Annotated in this window: 17 protein-coding genes; 9 read left to right on the forward strand and 8 right to left on the reverse strand. The window is 57.1% G+C overall.

The window, feature by feature from the left end; genetic code table 11:
• Nucleotides 1–9: 9 nt before the first annotated feature.
• The 6 genes from ACODSN_RS01255 to ACODSN_RS01280 all read right to left on the reverse strand — a co-directional run bounded on the left by ACODSN_RS01255 (nt 10) and on the right by ACODSN_RS01280 (nt 4,443).
• Nucleotides 10–447: a hypothetical protein gene (locus ACODSN_RS01255; RefSeq protein ID WP_489052490.1), complete on the reverse strand. Its 438-nt coding sequence runs from the start codon at nt 445–447 to the stop codon at nt 10–12.
• Between the two features lie 68 nt (nt 448–515).
• Nucleotides 516–1,490, reverse strand: coding sequence for a MobQ family relaxase (mobQ, locus tag ACODSN_RS01260; protein ID WP_489052492.1), 975 nt, complete (start codon nt 1,488–1,490; stop codon nt 516–518).
• Nucleotides 1,491–1,841: 351 nt separating this feature from the next.
• The gene (locus tag ACODSN_RS01265; protein ID WP_489052494.1) at nt 1,842–2,375 is read right to left on the reverse strand and encodes a hypothetical protein; all 534 of its coding nucleotides are present in this window, start codon (nt 2,373–2,375) and stop codon (nt 1,842–1,844) included.
• Nucleotides 2,372–3,982: a TraM recognition domain-containing protein gene (locus ACODSN_RS01270; RefSeq protein WP_489052495.1), complete on the reverse strand. Its 1,611-nt coding sequence runs from the start codon at nt 3,980–3,982 to the stop codon at nt 2,372–2,374. Before ACODSN_RS01270 ends, ACODSN_RS01265 begins: the two co-directional genes overlap by 4 nt.
• A gap of 34 nt (nt 3,983–4,016) precedes the next feature.
• The gene (locus ACODSN_RS01275; RefSeq protein WP_489052496.1) at nt 4,017–4,232 is read right to left on the reverse strand and encodes a hypothetical protein; all 216 of its coding nucleotides are present in this window, start codon (nt 4,230–4,232) and stop codon (nt 4,017–4,019) included.
• Nucleotides 4,225–4,443 carry a hypothetical protein gene (locus tag ACODSN_RS01280; protein WP_489052498.1) on the reverse strand — a complete coding sequence of 73 codons (219 nt, stop codon included), beginning with the start codon at nt 4,441–4,443 and terminating at the stop codon, nt 4,225–4,227. The genes ACODSN_RS01275 and ACODSN_RS01280 overlap by 8 nt, the downstream gene beginning before the upstream one ends.
• Nucleotides 4,444–4,481: 38 nt before the next feature.
• Here ACODSN_RS01280 and ACODSN_RS01285 point away from each other — a divergent pair, with 38 nt between their 5' ends.
• The 3 genes from ACODSN_RS01285 to ACODSN_RS01295 all read left to right on the forward strand — a co-directional run bounded on the left by ACODSN_RS01285 (nt 4,482) and on the right by ACODSN_RS01295 (nt 6,551).
• Nucleotides 4,482–4,754 carry a hypothetical protein gene (locus ACODSN_RS01285; protein WP_489052500.1) on the forward strand — a complete coding sequence of 91 codons (273 nt, stop codon included), beginning with the start codon at nt 4,482–4,484 and terminating at the stop codon, nt 4,752–4,754.
• A 188-nt stretch (nt 4,755–4,942) separates the two neighbouring features.
• The gene (locus ACODSN_RS01290) at nt 4,943–5,488 is read left to right on the forward strand and encodes a toxin-antitoxin system YwqK family antitoxin (RefSeq protein WP_489052502.1); all 546 of its coding nucleotides are present in this window, start codon (nt 4,943–4,945) and stop codon (nt 5,486–5,488) included.
• Nucleotides 5,489–5,534: 46 nt separating this feature from the next.
• A complete protein-coding gene (locus ACODSN_RS01295) occupies nt 5,535–6,551 on the forward strand; it encodes a hypothetical protein (protein WP_489052503.1) in 1,017 nt (338 codons plus the stop codon).
• A 15-nt stretch (nt 6,552–6,566) separates the two neighbouring features.
• On the opposite strand, the gene ACODSN_RS01300 is transcribed toward ACODSN_RS01295, so the two are convergent.
• Nucleotides 6,567–7,268, reverse strand: coding sequence for a hypothetical protein (locus ACODSN_RS01300; protein ID WP_489052505.1), 702 nt, complete (start codon nt 7,266–7,268; stop codon nt 6,567–6,569).
• A gap of 78 nt (nt 7,269–7,346) precedes the next feature.
• Complete coding sequence (hyoA, locus tag ACODSN_RS01305) at nt 7,347–11,615, reverse strand: NACHT domain-containing antiphage protein HyoA (RefSeq protein WP_489052506.1); 4,269 nt, start codon at nt 11,613–11,615, stop codon at nt 7,347–7,349.
• Nucleotides 11,616–11,659: 44 nt separating this feature from the next.
• Between hyoA and ACODSN_RS01310 the strand changes: the two genes are divergently transcribed.
• From ACODSN_RS01310 to ACODSN_RS01335, 6 genes are all read left to right on the forward strand, one after another.
• Nucleotides 11,660–12,826, forward strand: a complete 1,167-nt coding sequence (locus ACODSN_RS01310; protein WP_489052508.1) for a cell envelope integrity TolA family protein — start codon at nt 11,660–11,662, stop codon at nt 12,824–12,826.
• Between the two features lie 365 nt (nt 12,827–13,191).
• Nucleotides 13,192–13,731, forward strand: a complete 540-nt coding sequence (locus tag ACODSN_RS01315; protein ID WP_489052509.1) for an antirestriction protein ArdA — start codon at nt 13,192–13,194, stop codon at nt 13,729–13,731.
• A 1-nt stretch (nt 13,732) separates the two neighbouring features.
• Nucleotides 13,733–14,023 (forward strand): hypothetical protein, encoded by a 291-nt coding sequence (locus ACODSN_RS01320; RefSeq protein ID WP_489052511.1) that lies wholly within the window; start codon nt 13,733–13,735, stop codon nt 14,021–14,023.
• Nucleotides 14,024–14,239: 216 nt separating this feature from the next.
• On the forward strand, nt 14,240–15,037 hold the full coding sequence (locus ACODSN_RS01325) for a type IV toxin-antitoxin system AbiEi family antitoxin domain-containing protein (RefSeq protein ID WP_489052513.1): 798 nt from the start codon (nt 14,240–14,242) through the stop codon (nt 15,035–15,037).
• Nucleotides 15,024–15,935: a nucleotidyl transferase AbiEii/AbiGii toxin family protein gene (locus tag ACODSN_RS01330; protein ID WP_489052515.1), complete on the forward strand. Its 912-nt coding sequence runs from the start codon at nt 15,024–15,026 to the stop codon at nt 15,933–15,935. The genes ACODSN_RS01325 and ACODSN_RS01330 overlap by 14 nt, the downstream gene beginning before the upstream one ends.
• 306 nt (nt 15,936–16,241) lie before the next feature.
• Entirely contained in the window at nt 16,242–16,841 is a 600-nt protein-coding gene (locus ACODSN_RS01335) for a nuclear transport factor 2 family protein (RefSeq protein ID WP_489052516.1), read from the forward strand.
• Nucleotides 16,842–16,878 lie beyond the last annotated feature (37 nt).

The raw sequence follows: 16,878 nt of genomic DNA on the forward strand, positions 1-16,878 counted from the left end.
TAGTGCCGATCAAATTTTAATCTGCACACGCCGGATCGTCATAATGATGGTTCCGGTCGTCGGGCCGGGCCAGAGTGCTGGGCAGTGTTCGATCATTCTCAGCACCGTGCCCTGCTGAATAAGCTGGGCAAGTTCATTAAGGCCGCGCCCCTCAATGACGAACTGCCGCGCGCCGAAGTCGAGCGAAAGCATCCTATCGCCCATATACTCGACCGCATACAGCCCATGGTAAGGCATGGCCCATCCCTGCCAAAAGCCCGACCGTGGTTCGTAGCGGCGCAATTCTAGCATAAGCGCGGGGCGTGAACGCACGCGCTGGACGATCCATGGCTTATATTCGATGAGGTTCAACGCGCCGTCCTCATCATCGGGCAGTTCGTCCCGCACCGCAGGCGGCGGGGCCGACGGACCGGGCGGCTGGCCGTCACGCTGGGGATCGCGGAACATATCTTGCCAGTTCTTGCCGACCTTGCGGGGATCGGGTTCCCAATTATTTGGAATGGAATCAGGCATCGTTAGCGCTCCATGTCAAAGGTGGTGTTTCGTGGCGGTTCGCGCTCCGGCCCGTTAGGGGCGGGAGCGAGGCGATCCAGTTGGCGGTCGAACCAGTCGTAGAAGCGCTGGAAATTGCGCGCGGTGTCGCCCGCCCGCGTCGGCGATTCCTCCATCCGGGCGAACGCGGCCTTCGCCCGGCTCTCGACCGCTTGGTAATGTTTGGCCATCTGGAACTGGCCGAACCGTTCTTTGAGGCTGCCGCGAAGATCGGAAAGATAATGCGCCAGCCGAAGTGCTGGCTCAGGAAGGCGCAGTATGCCTCTTTCTAGGAGGCTGCGCCTGTCGATACGCTGGTCAGACCCAACCCGCGCAAGGGCGGCGTTGGCCGTATTCTCCCAGTCCTCCCGGCAGCGTTCGTAATATTCCGCCGAGTTCCACGATTGGGAGTTGCTCTCGATCATAATTGGCCTGCCGTCGTCATGAGTGCGGCCCTGCGGACACGCGACCCAATCATGCCGAACCTTCTGACCCCAGCCACCTGGCTCGACCGCAGGGCGCATGGTGAGCATCACATGGGCATGGGGCTGCTCCAGCCCGTCGCTGGCAACCTTGTTGTGCCAGCAGACATCGGCGATCATGCCTTTGGACACGAAGTTGCGAAGGACGTAATCCCGCACCAGCGCGATGCGCTGGTCTGCCGGGATTTCTCTTGGGAGGGTCAGCCGCAATTCACGGGCGGTCTGACTGTCCTTGCGCTTCTCGCCTGCCTCCACGGCGTTCCATAAGGTCTGCCGGTCGATACCCTGCACCCATGCCGGGGCATTCTCCGGCAGGAGTATTTCGCTATGCTCGACTCCGCCCCGGTTGCGGTAGTCGTGCGTGATGTCCTGACGTTCGTCGTGCAGCTTCTCGCCCGAACGGTAGGCGGCAGCGGCGACCGATGACCTGCCGGCACTGCGCTTGATGACCTGCATCCGCATGCTAAAGATCGCCATGATGCGACCCCCAGCACAATGTATTCGCTCTCCTCAACCAACCTCCGTTAGTTATTACGAAACCGTAACGAAATAAGTCAAAAAAGCCTAAGTGTGCACAGATACGTTGCCCGCTAAAGTTGCGGACAACGTGCACCCCTGCGGGAGGCTTTTTTAAAGTCCAAGGTACGGGAGGTATGGTTAAGAATTCGCTAAAGCCATCAATCAGACAGTCGCTTGATCGAGTGTCGGGGGCGGTCATGGCGATGCGTTTTCGGTCGGGACCAGCCTCCCGCCCACCCGGAAAATCCCCGGCTGATCCACCGAAAACGCAACCACCAGTTGTGCGCTTGAGGGCGTGCGTTGCGGGGTTCACCGGCCCCGCTCCAACAACTGTCGGCAGTAGGCAGGAAGTCGGCGATAGGCCTCTTCCACACTGGGCACCGGCAACAGCGGACGCCGGATGACGACCGTCGCCAGATCGTTGCGGTTGCCTTTTGTACGACCGCGACGCAGGCGCTTGCCTAGCCACAGGATGGTGGCGAGGGACAAGCCAATGACCATCCAGCCCTGCGCAAACGCATAGCCGGGCTGATTGGCATGGGCGGTCACGTAGAAGAAGGTAGCGGCGATCATCGCAGCACCGGCCCATGGTCGCCATGCCGATGAATGGCGTGGGGCATGGGATGGGGCCATGCCATCCCATGCCCGCTTCCACGACTGGTAGCGGACCATGACCCCGTTGGCGTTTAACGACCAACCGGCTAGCACCATCAGGCAGATGGTGCCGGGCAGGACATCGGTGTTTTGCCAGCAGGCATAACCTGACCATGCCGCTGCGATGCTGAGCGGACCGGTGACAAGCGGATGACCGACGAGGCGGGTCTTGAGCGGGGGCCGGTTCATTGGGCGAACTCGACAAGAAGGGCATTGGAGCCGGAGGCGGCAAAGTTCCGCCCAGCCTGATACCAGACCGCCGACACGCGGTTGCCGTTGGAAGGTCCGCCCGTCTTGAGCATCCGGCTAAACTCGCCGGGTTCGATCACCCAATCCATCTGTTCGTTATGCGACCAGCTTTGACCGTTGTTGCTGCCGCCGCCACGGTTGCGGCCATGGCTTTCGTTCTCGCCCCAAGATGAACCACTGTTGGAGGTGTTGCCGCTGTTGTGGCTGGTGCCGCCCTGGCCGGTGCTGCTGCCAGCACTGTAACCCGAGCCGTGGCTTCCGCCCCAGTTGGAACCGGCCCCCATATTCATGCCATATTGGTAACTACTACCCTCTGACTGGCTGTAGCTTTGCCGGTGGTGGAGGGTGCGGCCCAACGTTTTTGCTGCCCATTCCGATGTCTCAGGGCAGCCTCCCAGGCTGTGGAAAATCTTGGTGCCGAAATTACCGAGAAGATGCTGGACCCGTTCGCGCGCCTGATCGCCGCCCATCTTGGCATAGAAGGTGGGCAAACTCTGCGTCATGTAGACAGTGCAGGCCAGCGATCCCCGACTGGTGGAGAGAAATTCCGCATCGAAGCTGTTTACGTAATATTGACATTCATCAACGTAGCAGAAGACCAGCCGGTCGCGTTGGTGAGCCTCCAGCCCATTGCGTGTCAGCACCACCCGCTGCCACCCCAGCTTAGCCACCTGACCCAAGATGATGCCATCCTCATTGCGGATCAGCGCCGGTGCGTTGATCAGAATGATCGCCCCGGAAAACGTCAGTTCGGGCACAAAATCCGTGCCTCGACACAATGCCTGTTCCAAAAAACCATGATTGAAACGGTCGAGGGCAGTGGTTAGCGATACCAGCACATTACCGCGCAGCTTGGCATCCATGGAGGCATAGTCGTGACGCCAATAGGCGGTGGCGCGTTCGCCTATGCTGTCGTCGAAGCTTGGCACTGGGCCGTGGCGGAGATGCTCTGCCGCTGTGAGAAACGCATGACAGAAAAAGGAATCCCGCTGCCATTGAGCATTGGCCATCTGGTCCGGCGACGTAGGGGCCGCCCTTACAAAACTTAGGATGTCGGCAATACGCACCGTGCCGGTAGCGGCAAACAGCACAGGCACCGAATTACGGAGGATCTGTCGCACCGTGTCGTCCCAGAAGGCGTCACCCGTTCGACCGGGGGCTGGGCTAGCCATCTTAGCCATATCCAGCACGCGCATGATCAACTCGATCACCGCATTCACGCCGCCGCCGCCCTGGCGGGCCAATTCGGCGGCGATGAAGTTATAGCCCCCGTTGGTGCCATCCCATTCAATCAGCGACGCGCTACGGCCCGTCCGAGCGATGTCGTCCCGCCAAAGGTCCGCCTCTTCCGGTTTGGCGACCAGAACGATGCCACCCGCGCCGGAGCGCAACAATGCTTCGCGGATGGCTTTTCCCGCCCCGCTGGTCTTACCACTGCCTGTGCCGCCGATGACGACGACGCCACCTTGCACCGCATCGCGTAGGGTAAAATAATCCTGTTCGCCAAGCCTTATCAGCTTGGCGTCAAGGCTATCTGCGTAGCCCATGATGCTATCCTTTCAGGAAATCGAAGCGGGCGGCTCAGCGCCCGAAATCATGATCCGGCGCGTCGTGGTTGCGTCGCTGGATTTCGCGTTCGCCCCAGCCGAGGCGGTCAGCCATGGATAGCCCCGCCGCGTGCTGGTGATTGGTGGAGGAGCCTGGCGTGACCGTCCGGTCAAACCATGGTTCCTCCACCAACCGCTGGCGAACATCGGCGACGGTCGCGCCGAAGGCCGCAGAGAACCAATCAGCCATTGAAGCGATGGTCACAATAGTGACACCGCCAATCGGGCCGGATGCCGTTGGCGGCGGCAATGCCAGTCCAGACCAGCAATTGGCTTACCGTTTCGCTGAACCAATGCGACCGGCGCGCCACAATCGCGCCGCTGGCAATTTGCCCGATTGGCATAATCGGGAGTTTGTTGGATTCCACATCGGTCGAATGGCATTGGGGGCATGGGGTCATGTTAATTCTCCTTGATGTATGAAAGATCAGCGGAATTCATGGGCGCAGGCGGTGCAGCGCTTGAGGCCGCCGCCGGGAACGCGCTTGTAAATCTGGCGTCCAATGGAAACCGCCAACATTCCTGCCTGCAGGAAAGAATGGGGATGGCCCAATCTTGCCTGGGTCCGCAGGCCGTAGCTTGCGCCACGGATACCCTGATCGAGATCACCGGCTTCGGCGGATTCAGTTTTGCCGCCGCATTTGGGGCATTTTGGGAAAAGCATGTCATTCCTCCATTTCTCTCCGATGGCACCGCGCCGTCGGCCCTGTGAAACTCAACGTCGCTATTCGAGGGGTTCGAACGCCGTTGAGTTTCTGAGAGAAATGTCCCGCTTTCCGCTTGGCCGGACCAGTGGAGTAAAGGGGGAGTAAGGGTGGAGCACCGTGGAGGCTGGAATTGCTGGCCAGCGTGAGCGGCTTATGATTCTATACATGTCAGCCCCCAGCATCGCCGGAGTACATGCGAAAATATTCAGTAACAGTAGAAGAAAACCGCCTGACCTATGACCTTCCACCCCTGAAGGGCGACGAGTTTCTAGTGAAACGTCTCGCACCAGCATGGGATGATCGCCACCAATATCCCGAGGGAAGCCTGCGTGAAATCTGGCATCACCACGACGATGGCATCCATTGTGAACATCGTCCCGCTGTCACCATCACCTATCCTTCAGGCGTGGTCGCTCATGAACAATGGTATCGTAGAGGGCGGCTGCATCGGGACGACGCTCCCGCCGAAAAGCGGTTCTCCCCCGATGGAACGCTTTGTTCCGAGGTCTGGTATCGTAAAGGCAAGCTTCACCGCGAGGGCGGAGCGGCGCTGGTCGAATATGACCCGGCCACCGGCGAGGTCATGCGTGAAGAATGGCGGGTAATTGGCGTGCTGCATCGGCAATTTGGTCCGGCGCAGTCGCAGCGCAATGACGCTGGCGAGATGGAGCACCGTTTTTTCCGGCAAGGCGTCGAAATAGCTGACCCGCTGGCGCGCGGCGGCGCACGAGAGCGTTGATTATCTTGTCCTAGCCGGTAGCGTGAGAACGCATCGGGGGACTGCCATGGATCGTAATCTTCTCCATCGTATCGCAGATCATGTTCGTTTGCCGGTGCCAGGCGCAACCACCCGAGCAGCACGCCTCGTTGATGCAGTGCGTTTGCTCGCGAAGCGATACGTGAACAATGCGCAGCCCCGCATGTATGGGGTGATTGCCAAGGACATGCCCGCGATTGCTCAGCGGCTTGGTTTCAACGATTTCGATCAGTATTCCGACATCGGAGAAATCGCCGCCGCTATAGAGACGATATCCAAAGATATTCGACGCAGTCGGCATGTCCGCCTCGTTCCAGCTTTCGTATCGTGGATGTGGCAGCAAGATACGGACTACACGCGGCGATTTCTCCAGGAAATCGGTTTCGATCTTGAACATTCGCAAAAGGACGAAGCGCCAGCGGACGATGCTGGAGTGTCAGGCATCCAGCATAGCTCAGCTTACACGCTGGAGCGCGTTCTCGCCATGGCACGTTCGCGGGTTATCCTGGTCGCTCAGAACCATTGGCACATGGTCGCCGCACAAGATCGCGACGGATTCCGATATTGGCCGCTTATTGTCGATGCCCTCACGCGCGGCGTCGATATCGAAATTGTTGCCATGCATCATCTAGTCGGTCCCTTGGGCCGACAACGTGCTGGTCATGAGCCGGCCACTCACCCTGATGCGGTAACTCTATGGTCGCTCTACTGCACCGCGCCGCTGTTTTCACGTCAGTTGGATGATTTCTGGACCGCGATGGGCGAATGGGATCGCCTTTATCGAGCGCTTCAGCCAAAAGATGAAGCTCGGCTTGGCAATCTGACAATGCTGGGTGCATATTTTACTCCACTGACGATGACCGTCATCGATCCCGACGAAGCGGACGCTACGCTCGTCGTCTCCCCGCGCACGCCTGATCCGAAATCAACCATTCGTCCCCAGTTCGTTGCCCGAAAAATCGTCAACCCAGACACCTTTGCTTACTATTATGGCGATATAGCTCATGCTCTGTCAGACCATCATTGGGTGAAGATGTTCGGATAACGTTATGCGCCGTCATTAACGACGATCTGTAATCCGCAGGCCCGGCGACGACAGACGAACCGCAGATCGTTCACCCCCGTTGGCAACGTCGATGCGGGCAACAAGAACTAGAGTCTCGCCTGCGGTCACTCGTTTGTCGCAAAACAGCGTTTGATCTACGGGTGTTTTGAAATTCAGTGGAAGCTGATCCAGCATGGCGTCCGGTTCTTTCCACGCATTGTCTGCAAACGATTTGATTCCGTGCAACTCTCCGCGTCCTGCTGAGCAGTAAGCGCCGGTCTCAATAACTCGCGCGCTCCAGTCTTTTAAGTGGCCATTTTCGGGCACGAAGACAGGAAGCGCTTCCTTTTTTGCGGTAATATAAAATGTAACCGATAGCCGTTGTGCCCCTGAGGTAACGGGTGCCGCAATTATCGCTTCAAGCGGCGCATCGCTCGGCGTTATACGCATGGCAACACCATCGAGTGTCCTTGTCGGCGTCGTTTTAGAAGGATTGACGACCGGTCCTGGGGGCGCTGGCGCGGGACCGCTAGGACCGGGAGTTGAGTCGCCTGAGACAGTGGGTTTCGGTAGAAACTGCACAATCACGGTGGGCAGGATGTCCCTTGCCGTCGCTGCTAGTTTTGAATCAGGAGCTAGCCACGCCGTGAGAACCGGTGACACGACCGCAGCAATAATTACGCCAACTGTTGTGATCCATGCCCCTTTTGAATCCATGTCGCATCCCCTTTACATGGCATCCGTTCATAAGGAAAATGGTACGGGCTGACCAGCCCGCCAGTGATTTCTGTACTGCTATTTCGAACGCAATGTTAGATCGATCCCGATCACACGGATGTCATCGACGTTAGGGAATTTACTGGAAATGGTTTGCCAATGGGCTTGAAGGGCATTCACCAGTTCCTGGAAAGTCACGGCCACGTCGCTTTCGGGTAAATCCCAACGCTGCTTCTCTCCGCGATAGACCAGCACGAACACGCCGCGGTTTGAGCGATTGTCGCGAAGGTAATCACCGCAAAGCTGGTTTTTCAGCCGCTCAAACAGCTTTGGCCCGGTCCATTTGTCAGCAAGCTTGAGTTCGACCGGTACGGGCGCATCAAAGCCATTGCCATGGACACGCAGGTCGGGCTTTTTGGCGTCTGCCATTTCCTCTTCCTGCGGAATCGAATAGCGGCCCTGCGCGCGTTCGCGGCACCAATCGCCGATGTAATTGCGCATGGCCGTTTCCTGCGTCGCTCCCTTGATGAGGATGTCCGCGATGCTGCTATCGCCGTGTTCAAGATTGTCCTTGAGATCAAGAAGGCGCATTTCGGTAAGCTCGAACAGTTCGCGATGATTAGCGGGAATCCGCTCCAACGCTTTTTGGAAGTCGAGCACCTGCTCGATGGCCCATGGTGCCAGGTCGGCGTCGATTTCCGCTTTGGTTTTGGCATGATGCTGCATCCATGGCCGTGAAGATGGCTCCGGGTGCAGCAGCGCCAATTCCATGAACGCTAAATAGGATTCCTTACCGGCAATCTCCTTCAACAACGAGAAAAGCTGGCTTCGTGCCTCCTGCGCTTCGTCCCGCAGTCCGGGCGAATACACGCCCCGACCTGCGCGCTGAATGTCATCTTTCTCGCGAATATAGACATGCATCAGCATATACAGGCTTTTTAGATGTTGCGGGGTTCGGAAAGCGTTGCCGCTTTTCACCTCACCCCGACGTCCACCGAGCAGTTGGGTAATGAATTGCATCGCCAGATTGGTTTGTTTCCCCGCGTCTTTGATCCTCGCAAGGCGCGCTTCAATCGCCGGGATCGCCGCGTCCGGTTCGTAACTCGTCCAAGTCGCAAACCAGCGGGCCGCGTGATCGAGGCGTCGGTCTGCGCTGCGCAGCTTTGCCAGCGCGGCGATACCCTCCGCATCGACCGCCGCGTCGTGGATAATGTTTAGCATATAGCCAAGATTTTTTAGATTCTTGGGTTCTCGCGCTTTGAGGCGCTCAAAAATGCCGGGGCCGATGCCCTGCGAGGCCCATGAACCGCTCCAGCTTAAATCGGAAAGGACATAGTGGCTTTCATGCTTGGCTGTTTCAATGCGCAGGTCACGGTCAACTTCCTTTAGAAGTAGCTGACTAATCAGGTCTGGAAACTCAGAAAATAAGGATGGCATCCAATCGGGAAATCCATTGAGTTCATCCATGGCATATCGGAACGCAATATCTGCATCATTTGTGCTGAGCGTGGATGCCCAGTTTTCGGTTTCTCGTGCCTCAATGTTAAGGCCTGTCAGGCCAAAAATAACGCTGAAAGGCGTACTATTGCTCGCCTTTCCTTCCGAGCGCAGCCTTGGCGTATATCGACGCCAATAAGCGACGACGCCGTCGCGGAACGCGCGGGCAACTTCTGGTCCAAATTCGCCTGTCAGCGACTCCCAATTGCCAAATGTCCAATGCGCTCCCTGCGGATCATTCTCCCGGACTTTTTCGTGCAAGTGCAACTGCATGTCGAGAATCGCTCTCTTATCTGGCAATCCCGGATCGCGCAGCCGCTTGATATTCGCTGCGATAAAATCCTTCCAATCCCGCTCGCGCTTGGCATCAGCGGCATCGCTTGCCTTTCGCTGCCGCGCATATGCAGCCTCCTGTTTTTTCCATTGCCGCTGCTCTTCGGTGGGTGGCGGCGGATGCAAGTGTGTATGCAGCGCGGCCCGCAACGCAGGCGTTTTTGCCGCCCTGGCTTTCATTGCGTCGCGCCATTTTCTGGGGCGCTTCGCGTCCAGATAGAGGCGATAGGCCTGCGACAAGGCGATGAGGCGATCATCGCGCAAAGGGCAAGCGTCGATGAACGACAATACACGGTCGAAATCCTCAGCGCCGAACCGCCAGTACGAACCAAAGATCGATACCTGCCAGACTTCCGTGAGCCGTTCGCTCTTCTTTTTCTTCCTAACACGGCGTGCTTCGCGCACATCATGCCAAAATAGCGCATCGTTCAATTCCGGCCAGGCCGGGACCAGGGATGGAATATCCGAACGGATATCGCGCAAATCCCAATCACGGTCATGCTGAGCGGCTGGCAGCTTCTGCAGAATAGAAAGTGTAGGCAGTTCCAAGGCTGCCTGGTCTCGCGCGACAATCAGCCGCTCAGCAGCTTGCGCCGCACTCTTGATAAGCCAGCCGTGTCGCTTGGAAATTTCACAAAAGCGCCGCTCGACGACTGGTCGCTTGTCAATCAGGCGGTTCAGCCCAATGAGCAATGGTGCCAAATGGGTGAGGGGAAGGGATTTGATAAACGTATCCAGCGCCCGTGGCAGGCCCTCGACGCTATTGCGATCTTTCGGTTTTAGCTTTGCAACGCAGGCAAGGACCCAATCAACCGATTGCTCGGTTGGTGGCAGACCTTCGATCAGTTCACTGAGCCATTCCCGGTTTAACGCTTTCGCCTCGCTCAGGAAGCTGTCGCGAATCTCGCGCTTATCATCGTCTGATCCTACGGCCTGCACGGCGCGGATGGCAGCGATGCGGGCGAAGCGTTCGGCCTTGGGGTTCAGCGCAAGCTGTTTGGATTCAGGCAGGAGTTCTGCAATCTCTCCCTGCCATACCATGCGCAGAAGAAACCACTTCACCTGGTTATTGCAGGCATATTTCACCAACAACGCCTTCACATCGCTTGCGATGTCTTTGTCGGCAAACCGCTGCACAGCGCGGTAGTCACTGGTCGAACTGCGTATGACCCCGGTGTGCATCTTCTCGCACACGTCATATAGAATTCGCTGCCTCACGGGCAGAGGCAGGGCTTTCGGCTCCCCACCCTCGAAGATCAGTTCGGGACAGATCGCAAGGGCGCGTTCGCGGATTTTATCATCCAGCAGAATAAGCCATACCAGCACGGGCCGCATAACCGGCACGATCACTTCCCGGCCATATTGTTCGCGGAACAGCACCGATTCGATTTTGCGCCGCGATGTCTCACGATCCAGAAGCTCTTTGAACCATTCGGCTGTCAGATATTCGCGGACGGTCCGGTGGTGGAAGCGCACTGTCTGATAGATGGCTTCATCAAAGATCGGTCGGGCAAGCAGTGCTGCACATTTCTTATCGTCCCATCCGGGCAAGACGGAGGCAACAGCAATGCCTTTGGTATTCTCTGAGCCGTCCGGCACGCGGATGGTCGATTCCTGAGCCAATGTTGCGGCGGCAGCTACGCTGCGCGCGCCACTGACCGCATCTGCTAACGAAAACGGAAATGACTCAGCACGATCTTGGTCACGTTCGGTAAGGCGGCGTGCGGTGCTGGATTGCATCAATTCTAGCCGGTTGCCGATCCGCTTTTTGCTGTTCCAGAAATCGATTAGTTCGTTGAGATCGTCGGGCCGCGCCGCCATCGACCAGGCATCGGCCCGCTCAATGGCATCCATAAATGGCTTCGTATCCGCGATGCCTCTGGCCGTCGCGAATGCCTTGATCTGCTTTTGCCCAAGATCATCTAACGCCACGATTTTGAAGGGGTTGCCGTCATTATCCGCGCCAGAGCCTGATGCGTCATCTTCCGGCGGTGCAGGCGGCACGTATTTGAGGTGCTGCTGGCAAAGCTTGAGGTCTGTTACCGGACGCCATGCCGTACCCCGGCTGGTAAGAATGATGTGGGTGCGTTGAAGCGCTCCGGAAAGTCGGAGGCCAATCTTACGAATAGCCCGTTCAAAATCTTTCGGTTCGCGCAGTCTTGCCTCATCGACGGAATCCAGAAACAGCCAGCCTTCATCGCAGGAGGCCAGCCATTGATCGAACTCAGCAAGATTACCTTCTTCAAAGGCGATCTCGAAATCATCCGAAACATGCTCAAGCCGCAGGAAAAATGCTGATTTCTTGTCTTTGCGGAGCATCTGCGCCGCATGGCGGATTTCTTCGGTCTTGCCTGAACCCGCTTCCGAAAGGATTACCGTGCGATAGCCGGTGAGCACGTCCTTCCAACCCAGCCCTTGGCCGTAGCGAAGGCGATGATGGTCGAACTCGTCGCTATCCTCCCCTTTCAGCGATAGCGCGTGAAACGTGCGTTCCAGTTCAATATAATTTTCGGACAACGGCGGCTCACGTTCATGGGTTTAATCTGGATTGAACCTACCCCATGCCCGCTGCGATGGTAAACCAGAACAAGAACAAACGACAAAAACGGCACCGCCTGCCGCCTGGGGTTCGCCACCGGGTCACTCTCGGATTCGTCATCGATTTCTGTGCATGTTTGGCGAACTTGGCAACATACAAAATAGCAACGATGGGTAGGTGTATCGACACATCGCTTCATTACTGCCATGTAACGACTTGTCTGGCAGTCAATCAAATGATTCGTGGGGATAACGTCATGCGGCTTATTTTAGCTTTGATGGGTGCAAGTGCGAGTCTAGCTGGTTGTGCTACAACGAGTTTTGCGCCACCCAGCGTCAATCTTGAAAACGAGATGGAAGTCGTAGGCAGCAACTACAGCTTTGGCCAGCGTTGTATGCCGAACCAGCGATATATAGACGTTCAGAAAGATGGAAAAAATGTCAGCGAGGTTTTGAAAATAAAACATGACGCGACAGGAGCACAACGACTGATCGACAATTTCGTTTATATGTATCGCTGCCGCGCTCATAGCGCGGCCAATGGACGGCAAGCTTTTGAAGTCCCGGCGCTACTTACGGGTGTTGGAACTGCTGCCGCCGCCGCTTTTGGTGCAAGCCCCGATGTTGCCATTGCCGGAGGAACGGCAACTGCGTTATTCGGAGCAGGCAAATCTTATTATGCGCCACAGCAAAAGGCGGAGGTTTTTGATAGCGCGCTAGATGCAGTACTTTGCATTAAAGCCGAAGCAGTTGGTGTTGATCCCATCACAATCGAGAAAATGGGCAATCTTGAAGCCGCTAAAGCACAAGCTTTACAGGCGGCGAACGGGAATGTTGTCCTCACCACTGACGAGCAATTCTACGAGATGATCACAACCGCTTTGCTATCTGTCGAGCGTGTGCTGGCGCAACGACTGAGCACCATTGGCAGTTTTGATCCGGCGGGCGTCGTGGCAGAGATAAAGGCGTTGAGCAAAGAAGCAGAAGACAAAATTGAGGCAGCAAAACCCAAAGCGGATGCTGAAGCAGCCGCCCTTTTGTCGACCAATCAATCCACTAAAGCAGCGGTCGATGCCGTTGTTCCTCCCGCTGATGTAACAGCAGCTAAGGCCACTATTGCTGCGACGATTGTGAGGCTTTCTTCTCTACAGCCTAAGCTCCAACAGTGCGTCGTTCGAGCCAAAATATGAATACCTGAGAACCAAGCGCGCGCTTTTTAGGTTTTCAAGTTTAGCCAACGCTAAAATGACAGAGCCGAAGCGATGGGGCGATGAATAGTGATGGTCATCGGCAAATCATAGCGTTGCCTCCGGCCCGTGCTCTAGGCGCTCGTGCGCCCGGAACCGCTATGCGTTTCCGCCTTCGGTTGCGATCACTTACGCAAAGGCTGGGGCGCTGCCCCCAGCGCGCTTCGGATCACCTTCCGCCCAGCTTCCTCCACTGCGTTCCGTGCAGCCGGTTCCCCGCGAAGGTGTCCGCTCCGCTTGCCCCCCGATGCTCGCCGCATGGGCAAGGTTTCAGATCGCACCTGAAACCAAGCCAAACGGAGGAAACCATGGGAGCCACTATCACCGCCAACCAGACCGAACAGCCGAAAATCTATGTCGCGTGCCTCGCCGCCTATAACAACGGCATCCTGCATGGGGCGTGGATCGACGCCGCGCAGGACACATGGGCGTTATGGGATGGGGTGGCAACAATGCTGGCCGCTTCGCCCATAGCCGGGGCCGAGGAATGGGCGATCCATGATTATGAAGGGTTCGGTGGCGTTCGTATCAGCGAACATGCGGGCATCGACGCCGTGGCCGAATTGGCCCGTTTCATTGCCGAACATGGCGCATTGGGCGCGGCGCTGTTAGATCATTGCGACGGCGATCTTGAGGAAGCCCGCGAGGCGTTGGAAGATCGCCACCTTGGCACCTATGCCAGCCTTGCCGATTATGTGCAGGAGTTGACGGAGGAAACCACCGTAATCCCGCAAACGCTGAGCTACTACATCGACTATCAGGCCATGGCCCGCGATGCCGAAATCAACGGCGACCTTTTCACGGTGCAGACCGCTTGGGATGCCGTGCATGTGTTCGCTGGGTGCTGATATGGAACCGCAAACCTATCGCTTCGTATGGCAGGGCATCGGGATCGAAGCGACCTATGCGCCGTTGCGCTGGGGCGTGATCGACCATCTGGAAATCCGCACGACAGAGCCGCAAGGCGTACAGTTGCCCTTCACCAGCACCGGCTACTTGTCGCACTTTATGCAGCCCGGAACCATTGAAGCCCACGGCGGCTATGTGGTGGCCCAAATCGTTTCATGGTTGGATGACGAGGCGGCCAAGCCTGACTGGCTGAAGCATCTGGAGGTTAGCAGGCAAGGTAAGCTGTTTTGATGCACTGCCACCCGTTCCCCATGCTGCGGCGAATATCGTTCTTAATCTCCGCACATGATGCGAGGATAGGGTGATTAGAGGATAGTGTCAGTTTGAAAATACATTTAAATGCGCAGTGTGGCTTTGCATTTTGACTGAATGATAAACTGGACGTCGGTTTGAAAATATGCCATATTCCACAATATGGCTACGTATTCAGCACGGAAGTTAAACCAATTGCAGCAGGCTTTGCCCGAAGGCATGCTGGTTGACGCCGCCTGGCTGGAGGAGCGGGGCTATTCATCCTCGTTGCGCAGCCATTATGTCAGAGCAGGATGGTTGAACCAGCCCGCGCCGCGAGTTTATCGCCGGTCACATGGGCCGCTGCAATGGGAACAGGTTATCATATCCCTGCAAGCGGCGCTCGATTCGCCGCTTACCGTAGGCGGGCGCACTGCGCTGGAACATCAAGGCTATGCCCACTACCTTAGCGCCACCACCAATGAGGTGCATCTCTACGGCCATCACCGTCCGCCGAGTTGGTTGAGCGCGCTCCCGTTGGATGTGACGTTCCACTATCATAACAGCCAACGGCTTTTTCCCGACGAGGCAACCACAAAGCCAGATCTGTTACCCGAAGGGGAGGGCAAAGAAATGCGTATGCCCGGAGGCTTCATGGTGCAGCCGGGCGGGGCTATCAGTTGGCCACTCCGCCTTGCCACGCCGGAGCGCGCGGTTTTGGAACTGCTGGATGAACTGCCGGACAGGGAGAGTTTCCATCAGGTCGATATGCTGATGGAGGGCATGGCCAACCTCAGCCCGCGCCGCCTACAATCGTTGTTGAGCGATTGCCGCAGCGTCAAAGTGAAACGGCTCTTTCTGTTCTTTGCTGACCGGCACCATCACCGCTGGTTCGATCAGCTTGACCTGTCCAGCATCGCTTTGGGATCAGGCAAGCGCATGTTGGCCAAGGGCGGGGTATTGAACCAACGCTACCAAATCACCGTACCGGAGGATTTGAATGGCGCTGCGTGATAGCTATCGTCGGCAAGTTGCCTTGCTGGTGCGGGTGTTGCCGCTGGTCGGGGAAGAGCCGGACTTTGCCTTGAAAGGCGGCACCGCGATCAACCTGTTCGTCCGGGATATGCCGCGCCTGTCGGTGGATATCGACCTGACCTATCTACCCGTGCAGGATCGGGCCGCATCCCTTGCGGCGATTGATGCGGCCATGCAACGCATCAGCACGCGCATCCAGCGTGCCGTTCCCGATGCCCGGATCACCCCGACGTTTCACGAGAGTGCGACGACGAAACTGCTCATTCGCACTTCCGACGCCCAAATCAAAATCGAAGTCACGCCCGTCCTGCGCGGGTGCGTCTATGATCCGGTTTTGATGAACGTGTCACCCGCCGTCGAAGAATCGTTCGGCTTCGCGCAGATGCAGGTCATTTCGTTTGCCGATCTCTATGCCGGTAAGATCGTCGCAGCGCTCGACCGGCAGCATCCCCGCGACCTCTACGATGTCCGCGAATTGCTTGCGCATGAGGGCATTGACGATGCGTTGCGCAATGCGTTTCTCGTCTACATTATCAGCCATGGCCGCCCCATCGGCGATGTGCTGGCCCCGACCCGCAAACCCCTGGAACATGAGTTTCGACGTGGATTTGAAGGAATGACCGCCGAACCGGTCATACTGACCGATTTGGAAGCAGCGCGCGAAGCGATCATCGAGGCGATGGTGGGCGGCATGTCGGCAGATCACCGGCGCTTCTTGGTGTCATTCAAACGAGGCACGCCCGATTGGTCGCTGCTTGATATCCCTGCCGCACAGCATCTGCCTGCCGTGCAATGGAAGCAGCGCAATCTCGATCAACTGCCCGAAGCCAAGCATGCGATGCTGGCAGACAAATTGGAGAAGCTTCTGTCCGGATAATGCCATGTGGAGAAAATGGCGAAGCCGCTCGACACGGGATTCATCATCTGCGACACCTTAAAATAGACGCGCCAGATTTTGCACGAAATGCCTTACACAAGTCTTACACACTTACACAAAACCTTACACAAAATAGACGCTCTCTAGAAAATATTATTATTAATCAATGACATGTCCAGGATATAGGCGACTCAAAATGCGGTATCTTTGGATGTGTCGGTTCGAGTCCGACCGGGGGCACCATTCATCTGACACGCGGTCCGACGCGATCGCGCCAATGCGCGGCCGGGCTGATACGACCTAGGCTTGCCGCCCTTCAGTTACGCCACTAATCTCGTGCTTTCAAAAAGAAGTGTGGAGAGGCTGGCTGAAATGAACGATCCGTTCTGGCAGAATAAGGCCGACAAAATGGCGCTGAAAGAGCTGGGTATGCTCTATGCGCGTGCGGTGGACCGGCGCGACTTTGCGTTGATGCGCAGGCTCTACACCGAAGACGGAACGGACGATCACGGTATTTTCTTCAAGGGAACGGCTGCGCAGTTCGCCGAGGCAGCGCCGGGCAATCTGGAAGAATTTGAGGCTACGGCGCATTATATCCTCAACACTCTGTACGAGGTTGATGGGGATGTGGCTGACGGGGAATTGTATTTCCTCGCTTACCACCGCCGCGTTCCGGCTCCTGCGACCGAACTGATTGTCGGTGGCCGCTATATCGATCGCTATGTTCGCGAGGCTGACGGCTGGAAAATCCAGTCTCGCCGCCTGATCTGGGACCTTGCATTCGATAGTGAGGCGTCGGCGGAGGCCATGGCAAAATTGCGAAGCATCGGCTTCAACGGAGCGGGCGCGGACGACAAGAGCTTCGAATGGTTGCCGCTGTTCCAGTCCCGCATTCATGGACGCTAGGCGTCGCTGATCTTGGGACGCTTGCGATCCATGCGCA

It is taken from the genome of Sphingobium sp. FG11, from assembly GCF_057809915.1.